Source organism: Anabaenopsis elenkinii CCIBt3563, assembly GCF_015245355.1.
Taxonomy (GTDB): domain Bacteria; phylum Cyanobacteriota; class Cyanobacteriia; order Cyanobacteriales; family Nostocaceae; genus Anabaenopsis; species Anabaenopsis elenkinii.
Map to the genome: position 1 here is coordinate 1,529,466 of NZ_CP063311.1, position 17,034 is coordinate 1,546,499.

Annotated in this window: 20 protein-coding genes; 10 read left to right on the forward strand and 10 right to left on the reverse strand. The window is 43.9% G+C overall.

The window, feature by feature from the left end; translation table 11 throughout:
• The first annotated feature begins 125 nt into the window (after window positions 1–125).
• The 6 genes from IM676_RS06890 (at window position 126) to IM676_RS06915 (ending at window position 6,951) form a co-directional block, all read left to right on the forward strand.
• Window positions 126–374 carry a hypothetical protein gene (locus IM676_RS06890; RefSeq protein ID WP_200989519.1) on the forward strand — a complete coding sequence of 83 codons (249 nt, stop codon included), beginning with the start codon at window positions 126–128 and terminating at the stop codon, window positions 372–374.
• Window positions 311–694 carry a hypothetical protein gene (locus IM676_RS06895; protein ID WP_200989520.1) on the forward strand — a complete coding sequence of 128 codons (384 nt, stop codon included), beginning with the start codon at window positions 311–313 and terminating at the stop codon, window positions 692–694. The genes IM676_RS06890 and IM676_RS06895 overlap by 64 nt, the downstream gene beginning before the upstream one ends.
• 161 nt (window positions 695–855) lie before the next feature.
• Window positions 856–2,250 (forward strand): vWA domain-containing protein, encoded by a 1,395-nt coding sequence (locus IM676_RS06900; protein WP_200989521.1) that lies wholly within the window; start codon window positions 856–858, stop codon window positions 2,248–2,250.
• 162 nt (window positions 2,251–2,412) lie between these two features.
• Window positions 2,413–2,985 (forward strand): FHA domain-containing protein, encoded by a 573-nt coding sequence (locus IM676_RS06905; protein WP_200989522.1) that lies wholly within the window; start codon window positions 2,413–2,415, stop codon window positions 2,983–2,985.
• Between the two features lie 27 nt (window positions 2,986–3,012).
• Window positions 3,013–4,806, forward strand: coding sequence for a PP2C family protein-serine/threonine phosphatase (locus IM676_RS06910; protein ID WP_200989523.1), 1,794 nt, complete (start codon window positions 3,013–3,015; stop codon window positions 4,804–4,806).
• 18 nt (window positions 4,807–4,824) lie between these two features.
• Window positions 4,825–6,951 (forward strand): serine/threonine-protein kinase, encoded by a 2,127-nt coding sequence (locus IM676_RS06915; protein ID WP_200989524.1) that lies wholly within the window; start codon window positions 4,825–4,827, stop codon window positions 6,949–6,951.
• A gap of 97 nt (window positions 6,952–7,048) precedes the next feature.
• Here the strand turns inward: IM676_RS06915 and IM676_RS06920 are convergent, their stop codons facing one another.
• From IM676_RS06920 to IM676_RS06935, 4 genes are all read right to left on the reverse strand, one after another.
• Window positions 7,049–7,621, reverse strand: coding sequence for a CBS domain-containing protein (locus IM676_RS06920; protein WP_200989525.1), 573 nt, complete (start codon window positions 7,619–7,621; stop codon window positions 7,049–7,051).
• Between the two features lie 42 nt (window positions 7,622–7,663).
• Window positions 7,664–8,119, reverse strand: a complete 456-nt coding sequence (locus IM676_RS06925) for a CBS domain-containing protein (RefSeq protein ID WP_200989526.1) — start codon at window positions 8,117–8,119, stop codon at window positions 7,664–7,666.
• 99 nt (window positions 8,120–8,218) lie between these two features.
• Window positions 8,219–8,542, reverse strand: a complete 324-nt coding sequence (gene trxA / locus IM676_RS06930; protein ID WP_225880468.1) for a thioredoxin — start codon at window positions 8,540–8,542, stop codon at window positions 8,219–8,221.
• A gap of 306 nt (window positions 8,543–8,848) precedes the next feature.
• Entirely contained in the window at window positions 8,849–9,394 is a 546-nt protein-coding gene (locus IM676_RS06935; RefSeq protein WP_200989528.1) for a nucleoside monophosphate kinase, read from the reverse strand.
• Between the two features lie 115 nt (window positions 9,395–9,509).
• Between IM676_RS06935 and IM676_RS06940 the strand changes: the two genes are divergently transcribed.
• The 3 genes from IM676_RS06940 (at window position 9,510) to menH (ending at window position 12,123) form a co-directional block, all read left to right on the forward strand.
• The gene (locus IM676_RS06940) at window positions 9,510–9,851 is read left to right on the forward strand and encodes a recombinase family protein (protein ID WP_200989529.1); all 342 of its coding nucleotides are present in this window, start codon (window positions 9,510–9,512) and stop codon (window positions 9,849–9,851) included.
• Window positions 9,852–10,062: 211 nt separating this feature from the next.
• On the forward strand, window positions 10,063–11,259 hold the full coding sequence (locus IM676_RS06945) for a CBS domain-containing protein (protein WP_200989530.1): 1,197 nt from the start codon (window positions 10,063–10,065) through the stop codon (window positions 11,257–11,259).
• A gap of 57 nt (window positions 11,260–11,316) precedes the next feature.
• Window positions 11,317–12,123: a 2-succinyl-6-hydroxy-2,4-cyclohexadiene-1-carboxylate synthase gene (gene menH / locus IM676_RS06950; RefSeq protein WP_200989531.1), complete on the forward strand. Its 807-nt coding sequence runs from the start codon at window positions 11,317–11,319 to the stop codon at window positions 12,121–12,123.
• 23 nt (window positions 12,124–12,146) lie between these two features.
• Here the strand turns inward: menH and IM676_RS06955 are convergent, their stop codons facing one another.
• The 4 genes from IM676_RS06955 to IM676_RS06970 form a co-directional block, all read right to left on the reverse strand.
• The gene (locus tag IM676_RS06955) at window positions 12,147–12,791 is read right to left on the reverse strand and encodes a glycoside hydrolase family 24 protein (protein ID WP_200990110.1); all 645 of its coding nucleotides are present in this window, start codon (window positions 12,789–12,791) and stop codon (window positions 12,147–12,149) included.
• Between the two features lie 72 nt (window positions 12,792–12,863).
• Window positions 12,864–13,523, reverse strand: a complete 660-nt coding sequence (locus IM676_RS06960; protein WP_200989532.1) for an NAD(P)H-binding protein — start codon at window positions 13,521–13,523, stop codon at window positions 12,864–12,866.
• Window positions 13,523–14,272, reverse strand: a complete 750-nt coding sequence (locus tag IM676_RS06965; protein ID WP_200989533.1) for a hypothetical protein — start codon at window positions 14,270–14,272, stop codon at window positions 13,523–13,525. Before IM676_RS06965 ends, IM676_RS06960 begins: the two co-directional genes overlap by 1 nt.
• A 46-nt stretch (window positions 14,273–14,318) precedes the next feature.
• The gene (locus IM676_RS06970) at window positions 14,319–14,732 is read right to left on the reverse strand and encodes a secondary thiamine-phosphate synthase enzyme YjbQ (protein ID WP_200989534.1); all 414 of its coding nucleotides are present in this window, start codon (window positions 14,730–14,732) and stop codon (window positions 14,319–14,321) included.
• A gap of 140 nt (window positions 14,733–14,872) precedes the next feature.
• Between IM676_RS06970 and psb35 the strand changes: the two genes are divergently transcribed.
• A complete protein-coding gene (gene psb35, locus IM676_RS06975; RefSeq protein ID WP_200989535.1) occupies window positions 14,873–15,100 on the forward strand; it encodes a photosystem II assembly protein Psb35 in 228 nt (75 codons plus the stop codon).
• 51 nt (window positions 15,101–15,151) lie between these two features.
• On the opposite strand, the gene IM676_RS06980 is transcribed toward psb35, so the two are convergent.
• Both IM676_RS06980 and IM676_RS06985 read right to left on the reverse strand, forming a co-directional pair.
• The gene (locus IM676_RS06980) at window positions 15,152–15,571 is read right to left on the reverse strand and encodes a tellurite resistance TerB family protein (RefSeq protein ID WP_200990111.1); all 420 of its coding nucleotides are present in this window, start codon (window positions 15,569–15,571) and stop codon (window positions 15,152–15,154) included.
• A 59-nt stretch (window positions 15,572–15,630) separates the two neighbouring features.
• Complete coding sequence (locus IM676_RS06985; RefSeq protein ID WP_200989536.1) at window positions 15,631–16,980, reverse strand: 16S rRNA (cytosine(967)-C(5))-methyltransferase; 1,350 nt, start codon at window positions 16,978–16,980, stop codon at window positions 15,631–15,633.
• Window positions 16,981–17,034: the final 54 nt, after the last annotated feature.

Sequence of the window (17,034 nt, forward strand, 5' to 3'; positions counted from 1 at the left end):
CCCACCCTAACCCTCCCCTTGTAAGAGGAGGGGACTGGATTGAATGAATTAAATGGGGTAAAGATGTGATGAAAATTACACATGAAAACTTATCAAACAACCTCTAAGAGGATGTTTGAAAACTTATGATTAATCCATCAAATATTCTTTTACCCCCCTCTTCCGGTGTTCATAGCGATCGCTCTTTAGCACAGTCAACGGTTCGACTCCGCTCACCGACCACAGTCAACGGTTCGACTCCGCTCACCGACCACAGTCAACGGTTCGACTCCGCTCACCGACCACCGTCAACCCTATATAAAATCCAACCATGGTTAAATACCTCTTTTCCCTACGAGTCAAAGGTTCACCAGAAGAATACAGATATGACCTAGACCTACAACCCCATGAAGAAAACACACCGGAAAAAGCATTTACCCCCCAACGCCAAGAAGACATCCGCGCCTCCTTGCAAAGTCAAAGCCTATGCGCCATCAAAGATCATCACCTCCAGCAAATAATTAAAACTTGGTCGGAAGATATTAAAGAAGGTTTCCGCTCTAGTAACATCACACTCAACCTACCCTTACTCAGTCAAGCCAATTTAGAACAACTATCTGAACCAGGTAATCAAGAAATTCCCGCCCTAGTGACCCCAGACCTATCAGGGATAGAACCACTACTGGGAATGCTACCCCCCTTAGTTTTTGCTTAGAGGATATTTGAAAAGTTATGATTAGTGTATCAAATATTCCTTTACCCCACCCTAACCCTCCCCTTACAAAGGGAGGGGACTTGATTTTGTTGCTTCCCCCTGTTCCGGTGTTCCGGTGTTCCGGTGTTCCGGTGTTCCCCGTTCCCTTTAGATAAAAAACCATGTCAAACCTACTCAATATTACCATTACCCCCCATCGGGAATTTATGCCAGCAGAACAAGCTGGACAAAAACTATTTCTGATGCTGAAACTGCGACCCACAAAAGAAGTAGCTGCAACCCGTCCCCCCACAGCCTTTACCTTCGTCATTGATACCAGTGGCTCAATGTATGAAATTGTAGAAGGGGAGACCAGACCCACAGGTAAAAGCTATGTCATGGATGGCAAAGAATATACACAGGTCAGCGGGGGGAAAACAAAAATAGATATTGTGATTGAGTCCTTATCAGCCCTAGTCAATTCTGGTAGATTGGGGGCGAGCGATCGCATAAGTATAGTACAATTTGATGACTCAGCCTCTCAAATCATCGGCTTAACCAGCGCCACGGAAATCAGCAACTTACAGACCGCCATCAGCAAACTGCGCACCTTTTCCGGTGGGACACGCATGGGTTTAGGGTTACGTCGCGCCCTAGATATCTTAAGCACTCAAGAAATGTCAGTCCGTCGCGCCCTAGTATTTACCGACGGTCAAACCTTTGACGATGACCAATGTCGCAACATAGCCTCTGATTTTGCCACCCATAACATCCCCGTCACCGCTTTGGGTGTGGGGGAAGAATTTAACGAAGACCTACTTACCCACCTGAGCGACTCCACCGGGGGAGGGTTATTTTATGTAGTTCCCGGTAACGCCATTGGTACACAAGTTTCCATCTTTGACCTACCCAACCAAATCATAGAACAATACACACTCGCCCAGCAGGAAGTGATTACCAACCTGGCCTTAACAGTGAAAACCGTTAAGGGGGTAGAACTGTGTCGTATTATTCGCGCCTATCCCACCCAAGCGGAATTTCCCTTACATCAAGACCCCCACCCCATAGGAAACGCCGCAGCCAACGACGAAACCATTTTTATTTTAGAATTCAGCATGGATAGTCGCCCCCCATCCCGGGTGCGCCTTGCTCAAATTGGCTTAACCTACGAAGTCCCCGGTCAAAAAATCCGCAGTGAACTACCCCCCCAAAATGTAGTAGTGCAATTTGTCTCTGGTCAAGGGGGCGCAGCACAAGTTGACCAAGAAGTGATGGGTTACTTACAACAGTGCAATATTTCCCAAATGATTGGGGAAGCCACAAAAGTCGCCGATAAAGACCCGGTAAGAGCTCAACAACTTCTAGAAAACGCGCGCAGGATGACAGTCAAAATTGGTAACCAAGCCATGACCGACTCCCTCAACGGCGCTCAAGAGGAATTACGCAAAACCCAGAAAATATCCGCCGGAACCCGCAAAACCATAAAAACAGGAGCTAAAGGTAAAACTGTGAAAATGGGTGACGACATTAACGAGCAGATATCACAAGAGCAAATACGTCAACTCACTGGAACCTAAACCTTTAATTTAACTAGATAAAGCCCCTGTTATCTGAGTTAAAAAAGGGCGGGCAAGATGCCCACCCCACAAGATTTATGATATTAGGGTGTGTGCTTTATTTACTTGAAAACTGCTGTAACTACAAAATCACTACACAACTACTCCAAGGACTCACAAATCATGATTACCTGCGCCGCTTGTGGATACGACCAGAACCCACCTAACTCTGATTTTTGCGTTGCTTGTGGTTCCGAACTGCAAGGCGCAGCTCAAGCTATGAACGATTTCCAGCGCATCAAAGGAGAATTATTAACACCCTTACCAGAACCATTCAACCCAACCCCCCCCACACCCACACCCTTACCACCTACCCTCATCGAACCCCAAACCCCACCCAAACCCCAAACCTTCCCCAGTGCGATCGCCAAATTAATTCCTAAACAAAGCGGTTCCCCCGTTTCAGAATTTACCTTAGATGGTAATGCGATCGTGGGAGTCTTTGACCCCGATATGGGGCCGGTAGATATTGACCTAGAAGCCTTTATGGGTGGTGAAACAGTTTCTCGCAACCATGGGGAAATATACCAAAGTAACGGTACTTGGTTTATCAAAGACCTAGGGTCTACCAACGGTATATTTATCAAACCCGTGGGACAAACTCGCTTTGGCGCTAGAATCACCACCCCAGAAACCCTCAACCCCGGTGATGAAATTGCCTTTGGTAAGGTTCGGTTTGTGTTTCAAAGTCTTTAATTAGTTTAATTACCATGCTTACTTACCATGTCTTCACCCACCATTGATACCAGCAATAGTTTAGTCATTCAGACTCACAGTAAATTGACCATTGGTAATATCCCGGTACAGATTATATCATACTTGGGTCAATTTACCGCCGATGTCCATTACTTCCAGGTCAATATTTTACCCCCAGACGATAGCACCACCCCATCTGAACCTATGAAATTAGGTTTACTGCGGGTGGGGTCTTTAGACAGTGGACTCAACCGAGAATTGCAACTTAGAGAAATCCTAGGGGACTATAAACTAATTGCACAGTTACTCGCCCACAGTCAAGCTGCATCTGTAACCATTAACCTAGAGACAACTCCCCCCTTACCCCAGGACACAGACACTGTTGATCAGGGGAGTCTCATCACAGATACCCCAGGAGATAATTATTTAGAAGAAGAATATTACCCCGAAGCAGAAACTACCTCATCTACCGAGAAAATTCTGCTCCTCACGGATTTCCCTGACCAAAGTCAAACCCTAGAAACTTGGTTAACAGCAGAACATACCCTAGAAGAGTCTTTGTTTCTCACTACCCAAGTCTGCCAATTTTTCCGCTATATACATCAAAGAGACTGGTGTTTGATTTCCCTTCTCCCCCCATGGGTGCAAATGGGAACCCCTATCAAGTTCTTTGATTTAACCACAGCTTACCCCCTGGGTGCAACCCTCCCTTCAGGATTATTAGGAGACTATTTAGCCCCGGAACTGGGTTATAGTCAAAATCCCATTCAGGAATCTATGAGTACCTATACTGTGGGGGCATTACTATATCATATCATCCATCAACACCCTTTGCCTCAAGAACTATCCCTTGAGTTCCAAATTAAACCCATCCCCCAAATTTACCAAATCCTCAAAATTTCTCTGGCTCCCGTTGCAGAGGAAAGATTTAACCTATCTCAACTCCTTAACGTATTAGTAGAAACTCGTAAATCATATAGCACAATTAAAACAAAGTGGCAAATTGCCACTGGTTCCACTGTGGGACTTTCTCCCCATCGCCTACAAAATGAAGATAACTATGGAGTTAGACAAGAACAACTAAGCAATTCTCAAACCATGATTTTAGCAGCTGTGGCTGATGGTATGGGGGGAATGTCTCACGGAGAACTAGCTAGTAAAATAGCTGTGGAAATTCCCCTACAAACTCCCATCCCTCCCGACTGTCAAACTCTAGAACAATATCAGCAATGGTTAATTTCACTGTTTCACACAGCCAATGAAGCTATTAATGACCAAGTTAAGGATGGTGGAACTACTCTGAGCATGGTTTTGGCGATCGCCCAACAATTAATCATCGCCCATGTGGGAGACAGTCGCATTTATCTGTTACGCCAAGGGGAAATTCGCCAATTAAGCGAAGACCATTCACTAGTTGCCATGTTAGTAGCCAGTGGTCAAATCACACTAGAAGAAAGTATAGACCATCCCGATCGCAATGTTTTAATTAAATCCATAGGTTCCAAATCCAGATTAAGTGATGGTTACGTCCAAGACCTCAGACGCACCACCCCAGAATTATCCCTCACCCTAGAGAACGCAGATATTATCATCCTCTGCTCTGACGGAGTATGGGATTTAGTCCCCCCCTCAGAGCTTGCAGATATCTTTAATAATCGTAATCACCCGGACTTAGATTTACAACTAGCTGTTGACAAAACCATTACACAAGTATTAAAAAAAGGCGCATCAGATAACGCCACCCTCCTGGCTTTAAAGTGTACCATCCAAAAAAACGTAGCCAGTGGTTTGACCACTGGTAGTCAAACCGTTGTCTACTAACCTTGACTTACCACCCCAATGACTATTCAGTGTCCTACCTGCTTGACAGAAAACGCAGACAATGCTATAAGCTGCATTGCTTGTGGTTTTCCCCTCACTCCCACCCAAACATCATCAACATACAATTTACCTAGTGGTACCATCCTAGGACAGGGAAAATATCAAATTGAAAAACTTTTAGGAGAAGGTGGTTTTGGGATTACCTATGAAGGGGTTTACCTGCAAAACTCCGCCAAAGTAGCCATCAAAGAACTGTGGCCAGAAAAAGCCGCCAGAACAGGTAATACAGTCTGCTGGCCCCATTCCATCACCCCAGCAGAACGCCAAAAACAACTAGACAGCTTTCAAACCGAAGCCAGTTATTTATCACGATGCTCCCATAGAAACATAGTCAAAATCTATGAATGGTTCGAGGAGAACAATACAGCTTACCTAGTCATGGAATTTTTAGCTGGTAAAACACTATATCAAATGTTCCAAGCACAAGGTAAATTACCAGAAAATCAAATCACAGATTATTTTATTCAAATTGGCGATGCCCTCAAGGTAGTACATCAAAATCAACTATTACATAGAGACATTAAACCAGATAATATCCTCATTGACCAGCAAAACAGAGCCGTCTTAATTGACTTTGGCGCTACTAAAGAATTTATCGCCGGACAAACCCGGGAAATGAGCGTTACCCTATCCCCCGGTTATGCTCCCCTAGAACAGTATAGCTACCGCAGTCAACGTTGGCCTGCTACAGATTTCTACGCCTTGTGTGCGTCCATGTATGAGTTATTAACTGCTCAATTACCCGCTCCCGCTACGGAAAGAGCGATCGCAGATACACTCATCCCCCCCCGTCAACTTTCCCCCCATCTGAGTCCTTTAATCGAAAAAGTGATATTAACCGGGATGCAGATGAGAGTTGAAGACCGGTTTCAAACAGCAGATGAATTAATAGACGCTTTAAATGGGCGGTTTGTTTCACCTAGCCAAAAACGCGCTCGGGATTTGGTAGCAAGGGGGGAATTAACAGCAGCTGTACAAGCATATGAAAAATATCTCAAAACAGAACCCAACCATGGTGAATCAGCAGTTGAACTCGCATTAGTACAGATTCATCTCAATGATCATAAAGCCAAAATTGCCGCCGAAAAAGCAATACAATTACAACCACAAGATGGTAGAGGTTATGGGGTTTTAGGTCTGGTGAATTGTCGTCAGTCCAACTGGTCTGAGGCTATTAAATATTTACAACAAGCAGCCAAACTCAGCCCCCAGGAAGCCTGGATACAGGCTAATCTAGGTTGGTGCTCAGGTAAGTCTGGTGATTGGTCTCAAGCAGAAATAGCTGTGAATAGGGCGTTACAGTTAGCGCCTGACTCTACTTTTGCTTTAGGACTCCAAGCTTGGATTGCAGTTAATCAACAGGAATGGAAAACAGGAGTAAAGGCTGCTACCCAAGCAATTTTTAAATCTAATTTACAGTCTAATTTACAGTCTAATTTACAGTCTCAAAGCACCCCATCTAGTGACCCTCGACTATTACAAGCATGGGTGTATCCTTATTTGATTATATGCCTAGATCACGCCACTGTTACCCAGCAAGCCAGGGATGTGGAACGACGGACACAGGAATTTATTACTCAAGTCCCTGATAGTGCTTTCGCCCTAGGGTTTCAAGGTTGGAAACAAGCCCTACAGGGGTTATGGTCTCCAGCCCTATCTAATTTTACACTAGCTAGCAGTAAATCACAGGTTCCCAGTTGGGTGTTGATGAATTACGCTATTACCCAGGAAAATCTCCATAATTGCGCCGATGCTATCCGAATTTATGAAACTCACCAGCACAAGTTCCCTGGTAATGCCTTTGTTTTATTCCGGTTAGGTACATTACATGGTAAACTAAATGAATGGAACAAAGCCCGCCTTTATCTAGAACAAGCAGTTCAAATTAACTCTGATTATCCCCAAGCTTATCATAACCTAGGCTGGGTCTTACTCAACATTCGCAGCCCAGGCAATGAAGTAGAGCACTTCCGGGAAATGTTGTCAGCTTATCGTCAAGCTGTTCAACTGTATACACAGATGCAGCAACATTCATTAGCCGCAGATATTCAACAAGCCTTTCAACTGATTGGGATGAATATTTGACACTGATTAAGTTTCCCCCTGGGAAACTTAATCAAGTCCCTTGTTTTGGCGATCGCGAAGCGCTGTTACAATCAGACTCCCCGATGCGATCGCAATCTCAATCAACCGGTTCTTGTGTTTCCATCTGTTGCTTTTGCGATCGCTGGTGAGAAGCTGATGCGAGTAGTTCCTCGACAACATCCCAAGCTGCAGCACATTCTCGCGAAGAATCACCCTTAGTTGCACAAATGCGTCTAGCTTCTTCCCGTGCAACTTCTATTTCATCTTCAATAAAAATGGGTTTGGGATTATCAAATAAATCACTCTTTCTGAGAATATCAGTAATTGAGATAATTCCCAACAACTTCCCCTTAATTACCGGAGCGCGACGAATCCGGGTATTAGCAAACAACCGAGCTACATACTCCACCCCTAGCTCAGGATTGACCACAATACAAGGCTTAGTCATAATCTGATAAACCCGGATCTGTTTCGGGTCTTGACCATAAGCCGCAACTTTATAAATAATATCAGTTTCAGTCACCATCCCATAGGGGTCATGTTCCGTGCGGGGTTCCACAATCAAAGCACGTAACCCTTTATATTTCATCAAATCTACCGCATCAGCAACAGTAGCAGAACCACTAATGGTCACCACATCTGTGGTCATGATGTCTTCAGCTTTCATCATATGTTGACAACTCCCTGTGAATACTTAGGTTGAACGGTGTTTTTAATCTTCGTAGATTCTCGCCTCTGGAGCATTGGGAAATTCTTCGCAGTACATAGCAAAATTACTTTTGGGATTCTCCACAAAGTCACTTTTTCTGAGAATATCAGTAATAGAGATAATTCCTAACAACTTCCCCTTAATTACCGGAGCGCGACGAACCCGCGTATTAGCAAACAACCGAGCCACATATTCCACCCCTAGCTCAGGATTGACCACAATACAAGGCTTAGTCATAATCTCATAAACTCGCACTTGTTTAGGGTCTTTACCGTAAGCACCCACTTTATAGACAATATCCGTTTCAGTCACCATCCCATAGGGGTCATTTTCCGTGCGCGGTTCCACCACCAAGGAGCGCAGTTTATGATCTTTCATCAGTTTTACCGCCTCTGCAACGGTAGCGGAACCACTAATGGTGACCACATCTGTGGTCATGATTTCTTCTGCTTTCATCATCGCGACATTTTCTCCCCTGACAACTATTAATTTATACACATTACCTAGTATATACCACTATATACCCCGGTGTGCGCCAAGAAATTCCTCAACCATAGTTCACAGTATCTTTTCTACAGCTGCGGTGAATTTTTCATAGCCTACTACCCCGACTATGGTTTCCGATGGCTGACCATCCTTAAAAAATATAACCGTCGGTAAACTACGGATACCCAGTTTTTTAGCCATAGCTGGGTTATCGTCAACGTCTAATTTCACTATCTTAGCCCTATCTTGGTATTCCTGGGCGAGTTTATCCATATAATGGCTCACCATCTTACACGGACCGCACCAAGTCGCAGTGCAATCTAACACCACCGATGGGTTATCCCGTAAACAGGTATCGAATTCTGTTTCTTGAATATATTCAACTGTACTTGTCACAGGAACTCCTTGTGTTAATTTTAACGCTTTATTTTCCGCCTCAACTGCCATCAGTGATCAGTAGTTGTGCGGGCGATCGTAAAGGATATGATGGAATCACAATGAGCGAACTTCTCCCTTGATGTCAAGGTTTCAAAATTACTACAGCCCTTGTGCCATATAAGTTTTAGTAATTTGATCTTTCGAGGATTACGCATACAATACCCTACCTTTTCCTTGGTCTGAATCTTGGTCGGAACATAATTTAAGGTGTAGATTCCTTTCCCCCTGGGAATTTGGGATTGATAGTCAAAAATCCCACCTAATTCACAAACAACTATGTAAAAAATCAGCCACTGTTTCCACTGAGCGATCGCCATTAATCATAGTTAAACAGCCTTGTCGCCGATAATACTGAATTAAAGGTGCTGTCTGCTGTTGATAGATTTCTATTCGCCTATAAATCACCTCAGGACAATCACCTAAGTAACCCCGCTGTTGTAATCTTCCCACCGCCACATCAATAGGGACATAAAAGTTAAACACTCGGTAATCAGACTTTCCCAAACTTGCCAATAGTTCATCCAGAAATCTAGCCTGGGGTAAACTACCAGGAAATCCATCCAATATCCACCCCCCTTGGGCAGATGAATGATTCAAGTATTTTGAGATAAAATTAAAGATTACATCATCGGGAATTACATCACCCCTCTCCACATAAGCCTTAGCCTTCAAGCCTATAGGACTTTGGTTCGTTATGGACTGACGTAATATTTCACCAACGTCTATGTGTGGAATTTGCCATTGCTTTGAGAGTATAGCCCCCTGCGTCCCCTTACCAGTACCGGGAACTCCCAGTAAAATTAATCGCATCTTTCCACCCGCTCACTTATTGGTAAAGAATTACCTCAAAAATCCCACTGATTGATTAGCAGCTGTCATAACTTGAGATACTATGTCTTCAGAGGTGATTTCATTTGTGAAACCAATGACTGCTGAAAAATCAAAAGACTATTACCTATGGCATAAGCTAGAACAAGCCCGGAAGGCGAAAGCCGCTAGCGGTGGCTATGCTGGCTATGGTTCCCCTGCTTTTGGTCAACAATCAGTACATGGCGAATTAGTAGACAATCCCGCCGAACAACAGATTATTGATTTAATTCGCCGCCATCACAAGTCAGGAAAATCCCTTCCACAGATTGCTACCTGGTTAAACCAGCAAGGATATACAACCAAGCGAGGTAGTCAGTGGCGACCTGTGTCAGTGAAAAGGGTTTTAGACAGACTTTATGGTAAAACTCCCAGAATCTCCGGTATGGACTCTAACTAATGGCTAGATTCCCTCTATTCACCCCCTTTGCAATCACCCTACTAGAATTTTACATTGTATTTACCTCTTCATAACCCAAACCTTTAGTAATCAATCGATTGCGCCCCTTTTACTTTTACATCCCTCGAATTATAACTAAATTTGCTCAAGTGTAATATGTATCTGACCAAAATCTTTACAAAAATTCATAAACTCACATCAACTCTGAAGTATGCTTGATGACCCATTGATTGGCGTTCCCAGCGTAGAAGATGCCATAGATCAGCGCCCACTAGTTGTCACCCCGGATACATCTCTAACTGACGTTATTAGTTTAATGAGTCGAACCCGAGGTAATACCTGCTCATTGCCTGACTATGATTCAGCAATTGGTTATTATTCTATGCAGGGTGTTCGTTCCAGTAGTGTTTTAGTCATGGATGGGGCGGAGTTATTAGGTATTTTTACAGAGCGAGATATTGTCAAACTCACTGCAGCAGGTGAGGACTTTGCCAAAGTAAAAATATCTCAAGTCATGGTACATCCAGTAATTACCCTTTCCCGCGCCGCCTTCCAGGATATATTTGCAGCCTTATTTTTATTTCGGCGGTATCGGATTCGTCACTTAGTCATCGTAGATGACAACCAACAACTAGTAGGAATCGTTTCCCCAGAAAGTCTCAGACAGGTCTTACGTCCCACCAACTTGCTGAAAATGCGGCGCGTATCAGAAGTCATGACCACTAGAGTGATTCATGCACCACCGACAACCGCCCTACTCACCTTAGCGCAGATGATGGCAAAACATCAAGTTAGCTGCATTGTCATCACTAACACCGATTCCTGGAATGATATTCTCTACACCTTTCAACCCGTGGGTATTGTCACAGAAAGGGACATCGTGCAATTTCAGGCATTAGAATTAAATATGGCGCAAATTCCCGCAAAAACAGTCATGAGTACCCCCTTATTTCTACTCAGTCCTGAAGATTCCCTGTGGTCTGCCCATCAACAAATGCAACGCCGGCGAGTACAGCGATTAGTGGTATCCTGGGATTGGGGCGCCAAGTTAGGTATAGTTACTCAAACCAGCTTGTTACGCATATTTGACCCCCTAGAGATGCATGGAGTCATAGAAACACTGCAACAAACAGTATCCCAACTAGAAGCAGAAAAAGCCCAATATCTCACCCACGAAACCCAAACTAATTACACACCAGTACCTCTACCCCTATCTGACCACAGCAACACCAAACAAAACATCATTCCTTACGAAAACTTAGATACCTTGATTTCTAATGTACAAAGCCGCATAGAATACTTACTCAACCACCCTAATTTATCCCCAGAATTACAGCAACAGTATTTAAGCTCAACCACCACGGAAATTCAAACAATTCGCCATTGGCTGCGTGCTGCAATTTCCTAGTAGAATCTTTTATTGTTATTAACCTCAACCCTGCAATACCAGGGAAGTAATAGGTTTATGACTCAGCCAAAATACAATATTCACTATCATTTAATTAATCACCCCCACACACCAGTTATTCTATTTTTGCATGGGTTTATTGGCAATCTTCATGAATTTGATCCAGTGATTACATTACTGGGTGAGGAATTTTCCTATTTAACACTTGACTTACCTGGACATGGCAAAACTCAAGTATGGGGAGGGGATGAATACTATACAATGGAGAATGTCGCCCAGGGGGTGATTAACTTACTAGACCAGTTAAACATTCAACAGTGCTACTTAGTCGGTTACTCCATGGGTGGAAGATTAGCCTTATATCTAACCCTACATTTTCCCCACCGTTTTACTAAAGTCATCTTAGAATCTGCATCCCCTGGTTTAGCAACAGCAACAGAACAATTAACCAGAGTTAAAACCGATGCTCAAATCGCCAGAAAGTTAGCCAGAACTACTACCAAACAAGAGTTTACTAACTTCTTACTCCATTGGTATAATCAGCCCATCTTTGGAAGACTCAAAGACCATCCACAATTTACCGCCATGGTAGAAAGTCGCTTGCAAAATCACCCACTTGAGTTAGCCAAGTCATTGCAATATATGGGAACTGGAAAGCAACCCTCTTTATGGGACAAACTCCCAGAAAACACCATACCTTTACTGTTATTAAGCGGGGAGTATGACCATAAATTTAGAGATATTCATACACAAATGGCGCAGAAATGCCCTTCCCAGGTAAAAGTTATTGCTGATGCTGGCCATAATACTCACTTAGAAAATACTACGGAATTTGTCAAAAGTATCCGCAACTTTTATAATTAAACCTATAAAATTCTCAAATAAAATCACCGCTGGGGGCTGATAGTGATAAATGCTCCTTGATTCATAGCCCTTAATTCTTCCTGTAACATTTTCTCATAAATTTGCGGCAAAGACTTACTAATTGAATTTGTTTCTATACCGTATCCCAAACTCGTCCAGGTGGGAGATAGTCGCCGCAAAACATCGTCAATTTTTCCTTGTCGTAACAGTTGAGCAATATCAGTTCTCCAAACTCTGGTATCCTTCAACCAACGGTAAACCACTATATCTTGATATTCTGGTGCAAAACTATAACTAGACCAAAACATGGCTCCGGGAGGTTGGGGATGATAGCGAGGGGCGATTTCAAACCAAGTCTTATTGATAATTTGATACCTCCCCGCCGCAGTAGAGCAGTTATTTTTATTGGGTCCGCTGACAATTCTGACGCATATTTCTGGATGGCGACTGAGGTCTTTTACCTGCTGACCACCATATAACAGAGAATAAGGACGGTTACCACTAGCCTCACTAGCGGAAATGGTGCGCATCAAAGCACGGATGTAAGGATCACCCCCTCCCATCACTAAGGGTGGCTGTTGCACCATAAACACTGGCTCCCCAGGCGATCGCACGGAGCCATATATATACCACTGTAACAAATATACAAACCCCAGCAGTGCCGCCATGGGGCCAATCAGATGCTCAACGCCCTTGAGTTTAAAACCTTTGACTGTCACAATCCTACAAACTTGGATAAACTAAGCAACATTAGCAAATAGCTCTCCCCAACTTTTTTGGGGAGCTTCTGATTTAGCCACCACCTCAACAATTTTATTGCGGGAAGCAGCCTCAAACAAAGCCTCAACGGCCACCTGGGCGACCTTCTGACGGGGAATACTACCATCAAACAACGTATCAGCACCCTGCATTACCACACCATCAGAATTATCTTCATTTTTCAAACCACCAGGGCGGACAATGGTATAAGTCAAACCACTTTTTTGAATATACTCCTCAGCCTGTTTTTTCCACACCAAAATCAGCCAAAACAAATTTAAGGGATGAAAAAACTCAGACACACACAAAGAAGACACTAAAACAAAATGCTCAATTCCCTGAGACTTAGCCGCAGCGACCAAATTTTTAGTACCCTCAAAATCCACTCTATAGGGCCCAGTGGGGTCAAAACTCGGTTTAGCACCGGTAGCGCACAGCAAAACCGTACTATCCCCTAAAGCAGCATTCAGGCTTTGTGGTTGTAACACATCACCCTCAACTAACTCTGCCTCACTGGGTAAAATAGTCCTAGCCTTATCTATATCCCTAACCAAAGCCCGCACGGGGATATTGCGCGCTATGAGTTCTTGGACAATGCGGCGACCTGTTTCGCCTGTTGCTCCGGCCACAAATGCTTTCATCAGTGTTTCTGGGGTTGAATATTTAACTTTAATGCTAACTGCTGGCGCATTTCTTGAAAGGGTTTATCCCATACAGGGGAGGTCTCCCAATTCCATGCTGCCACAGGTATCAGGTTTTGCCTAGCTAAAGAGGTTAGTAGCAGGCGTTCATCTTCCGGTTCCCGGGAAAAATCGAAGGGGTTACGGTATCCCGTATGAGAAAGATTATAAGATGTCAACTGACCATAGTTAATGTGTTTGATCAGTTTTTCACCCTTGATCAGCAACTCCTCTAAAAAAACTAAACTAAAAGGCTCGGAATTTGAACGAGTTTCTGGTTCTCTTTGTACCCATCTTGCCCAATCAAACCCATAGATAAAATCGTGAACGTAGCGGAAGCGAATTTCTTTGTTGATGCCGAATAGCTCAATCAGCAACACCATTTTATCACCAAAGGATTCTAAAAAAGATATAGAACCCACATCAGCTACTAAAGCCTGTCTGACCATACTACTCACGATAAAATCAAAATCCCAGAAGATATTTTCTGGGAAGTTGTGCAACTGGGCTTCAAGTATCAATTTTAAAGTATCTCGCAAAGCTAGAATAAATTCCTCATCTGTGGTCATGCTAGTAATTAACTTTTCCAGTTCCACAAAACTAGTAATGAAAGTTTTGTCGGGATTGAGAGTTAATGGATTAACAGACTGTTGGGCTAAAATCTCATCTAGGCATTGAAAAGGGTGATTTCCCTTCCGGTCATGGTTCATAAAAACATCAGGGGAGATGGGGACAGAGTTACTAGGTGTCCAGTCCCTAGCTGGAGATATGGACAACTAATTCTCTGGTATGACTACGCTGACGGTGTTCCCAAATATAAATACCTTGCCAAGTTCCCAGGACTAAATGACCGCGATTAATGGGAATCTGTTCACAAGTATGGGTCAGTGCAGTGCGGATATGTGCTGGCATATCGTCCGCACCTTCAGCATCGTGAATATATTTACCCGACTCAGGCACAAGTTTAGCCATAAAGTTGGCTAAATCTACCAAAACATCCGGGTCGGCATTTTCCTGTATCACTAAACTAGCGGAAGTGTGACGCAAAAACAAGGTACAAAGTCCAGTTTCCACCCCTGATTCTGTAACTATAGCCGCAATTTTGGCGGTGATGTTCTGAAAGTTTTTTCCTGTGGTAGAAATTCTGAGTAGTTTTTGGTAGTGAGGCATCTTGATACTATATTGACTTTTGATTTCATTTTAAGCAAAGGTGAGTGTACCTTGAGGTGCCTTTGATGTTAAAATGGTTTCAATAATTAGTTTCCTCTCAGCGCCATTGGTGACTGAGTTTACCTATATCAGGTATTTATATGAATTTATTCATGCAAACGGCCGCGGAAGCAGTAGCCGGGGGTCCCCATTTTCCCTTAGCCTTTACCTTAGTGTATGTGGTTGGTTTTATTGCTGCTGTCACCATTGGTTCTATAGCTTGGTATAACTCCAAACGCCCCCCCGGTTGGGAAAGCAAAGATCGCCCCGACTTTGTACCTAAATTGGAAAAAGAAGAAACTCCAGGCTCAGGTAACCCGAACTCTTAAGTATTACTACTGGGGATGGCTAGACGCGATTCATCGCGTCTGCTCAAAGCTTTAGTTCTGCACCTCCACCCAGCGACGATACAACTTTTGAATTTGTTTGAGCAACTGTCTATAGTCTGCTTCAGTGCATTGATTCAGCTTCATTGACTCGTTTTTTGTCAGTAGCCATGCTTCTTCTACACCCACATCATCATCACTATAAATCAATTCACTAATGGCGAAAATCAGATTTTGGTAATCTTCTAGCCTAGGGCGATCGCCTAGATATTCTCCCAACCAGCGAGAATATTCTCCTGGTTGCACAGGAACTAATTCATATAACCAAGGCTTAATTTCTGGATCACTAGCTAACCCTTTTACTTGGGCTATCTCACGCAGATATTGGCGTTCCTCTGGTTCGATTTTACCATCAATCCAAGCCGCAGCAATTAGGATTTTCACTAACTTTTTCACCTGGGAATCAGTAACCATTGCTGCTTCCTCCGCTAGATTGGTAGCTTTCAAGAAAATAGTACAATCCCAAACTGTATTCATTGGCAATTGTTGGTTTTTCTTAATCGGACCATGAAAAAGCCATCCATGTTTTGTTGATGAGGCCAAACCTTCAGCCAGCCTTCGGGTGTAGAATACCTAACCAGGGGCGAATCAACCCCGGGGGGCTGAATTTGCCAATGGGGATGGTCAGTCAAAAATCTAGAAATCACCTGTTCATTTTCCGCCGGATGCAGTGTACAAGTGGCATAAACTAGTACACCCCCAGGCTTGACAAATTTAGATGTCTGTGCTATTAGTTCTGTTTGCAAAGTCGAGAGTTCCTGGACAGATTCAGGTGTTTGTCGCCAACGTGCATCGGCGTGGCGGTGTAGAGTTCCCAACCCAGAACAGGGTGCATCTAGTAAGACGCGATCGCCCCTAGAATTAAACTGCGGTAAATTACGACTATCACCTGTGCAAATACGGACAGATTGTAAATGTAACCGTTGGGCATTCTCCTGCAGTTTCCGCAGACGGGAAGCAGTGCGATCGCAGCCCCAAACTTCCCCCTCATCCCCCATTAATTCAGCAATATGGGTTGTTTTCCCCCCCGGAGCGGCACAAGCATCAATCACCACCTCACCTGATTGGGGGTTGAGAACATAACCCACAAGTTGAGCGCTAGCATCTTGCACAGACCACCAACCCTCAGCAAAACCCGGCAGATTTTGGATACCCCCCGTACTCCCAATTAATCGTAAAGCCAGGGGTAAATCCCGCACCCTGCGAGTTAAAATTCCCACAGACCCCAAAGCCTCCTCAACTTGCCCAATAGAAGCCCGCAGGGGATTAACCCGCAAATCAATTGTAGGTGTTTGGTTCATCCACTCACAAAGTTGTTCTGTTTGCGCCCAACCCAATTCATCCAACCACACCTGAATGATCCAATCGGGAAAGCTGTATAAAATACCCAAACGTTCCACAGGATTTTCAGGTAACTTTAAAGGCTCCGGTAACTTCTCACCTAGGCGAATATACTGGCGCAACAGACCATTCACAAAACCCGTCAGACCCGAAAAACCATTTTCCTTAGCCAACTGCACCGTAGTATTCACAGCCGCCGAAGCAGGGATACGCTCTTGATAACGCAATTGGTATAAACCCAGATGTATAATAATGCGGAGGTCTTGGGGTTGTTGATGATACTTTTTAGTCGCCAATTGGTCAATCAAAGCATCAAGAGTGCGTTGCCTCCTCACACTACCATAGACTAATTCCGTCAGCAAACGGCGATCGTGACTTGGTAAGCTCACCTTTTGCAGCACCCTATTTAAAGCTACATCAGCATAAGCCCCCTTGTGAACATCTCGCAAGGCATTAAAAGCTATTTGGCGGGCATTTGTCATGAACTAATAACTGTAAAATTCAACCTATCCCCTTTTGCTCCCAGCCATGGGAAC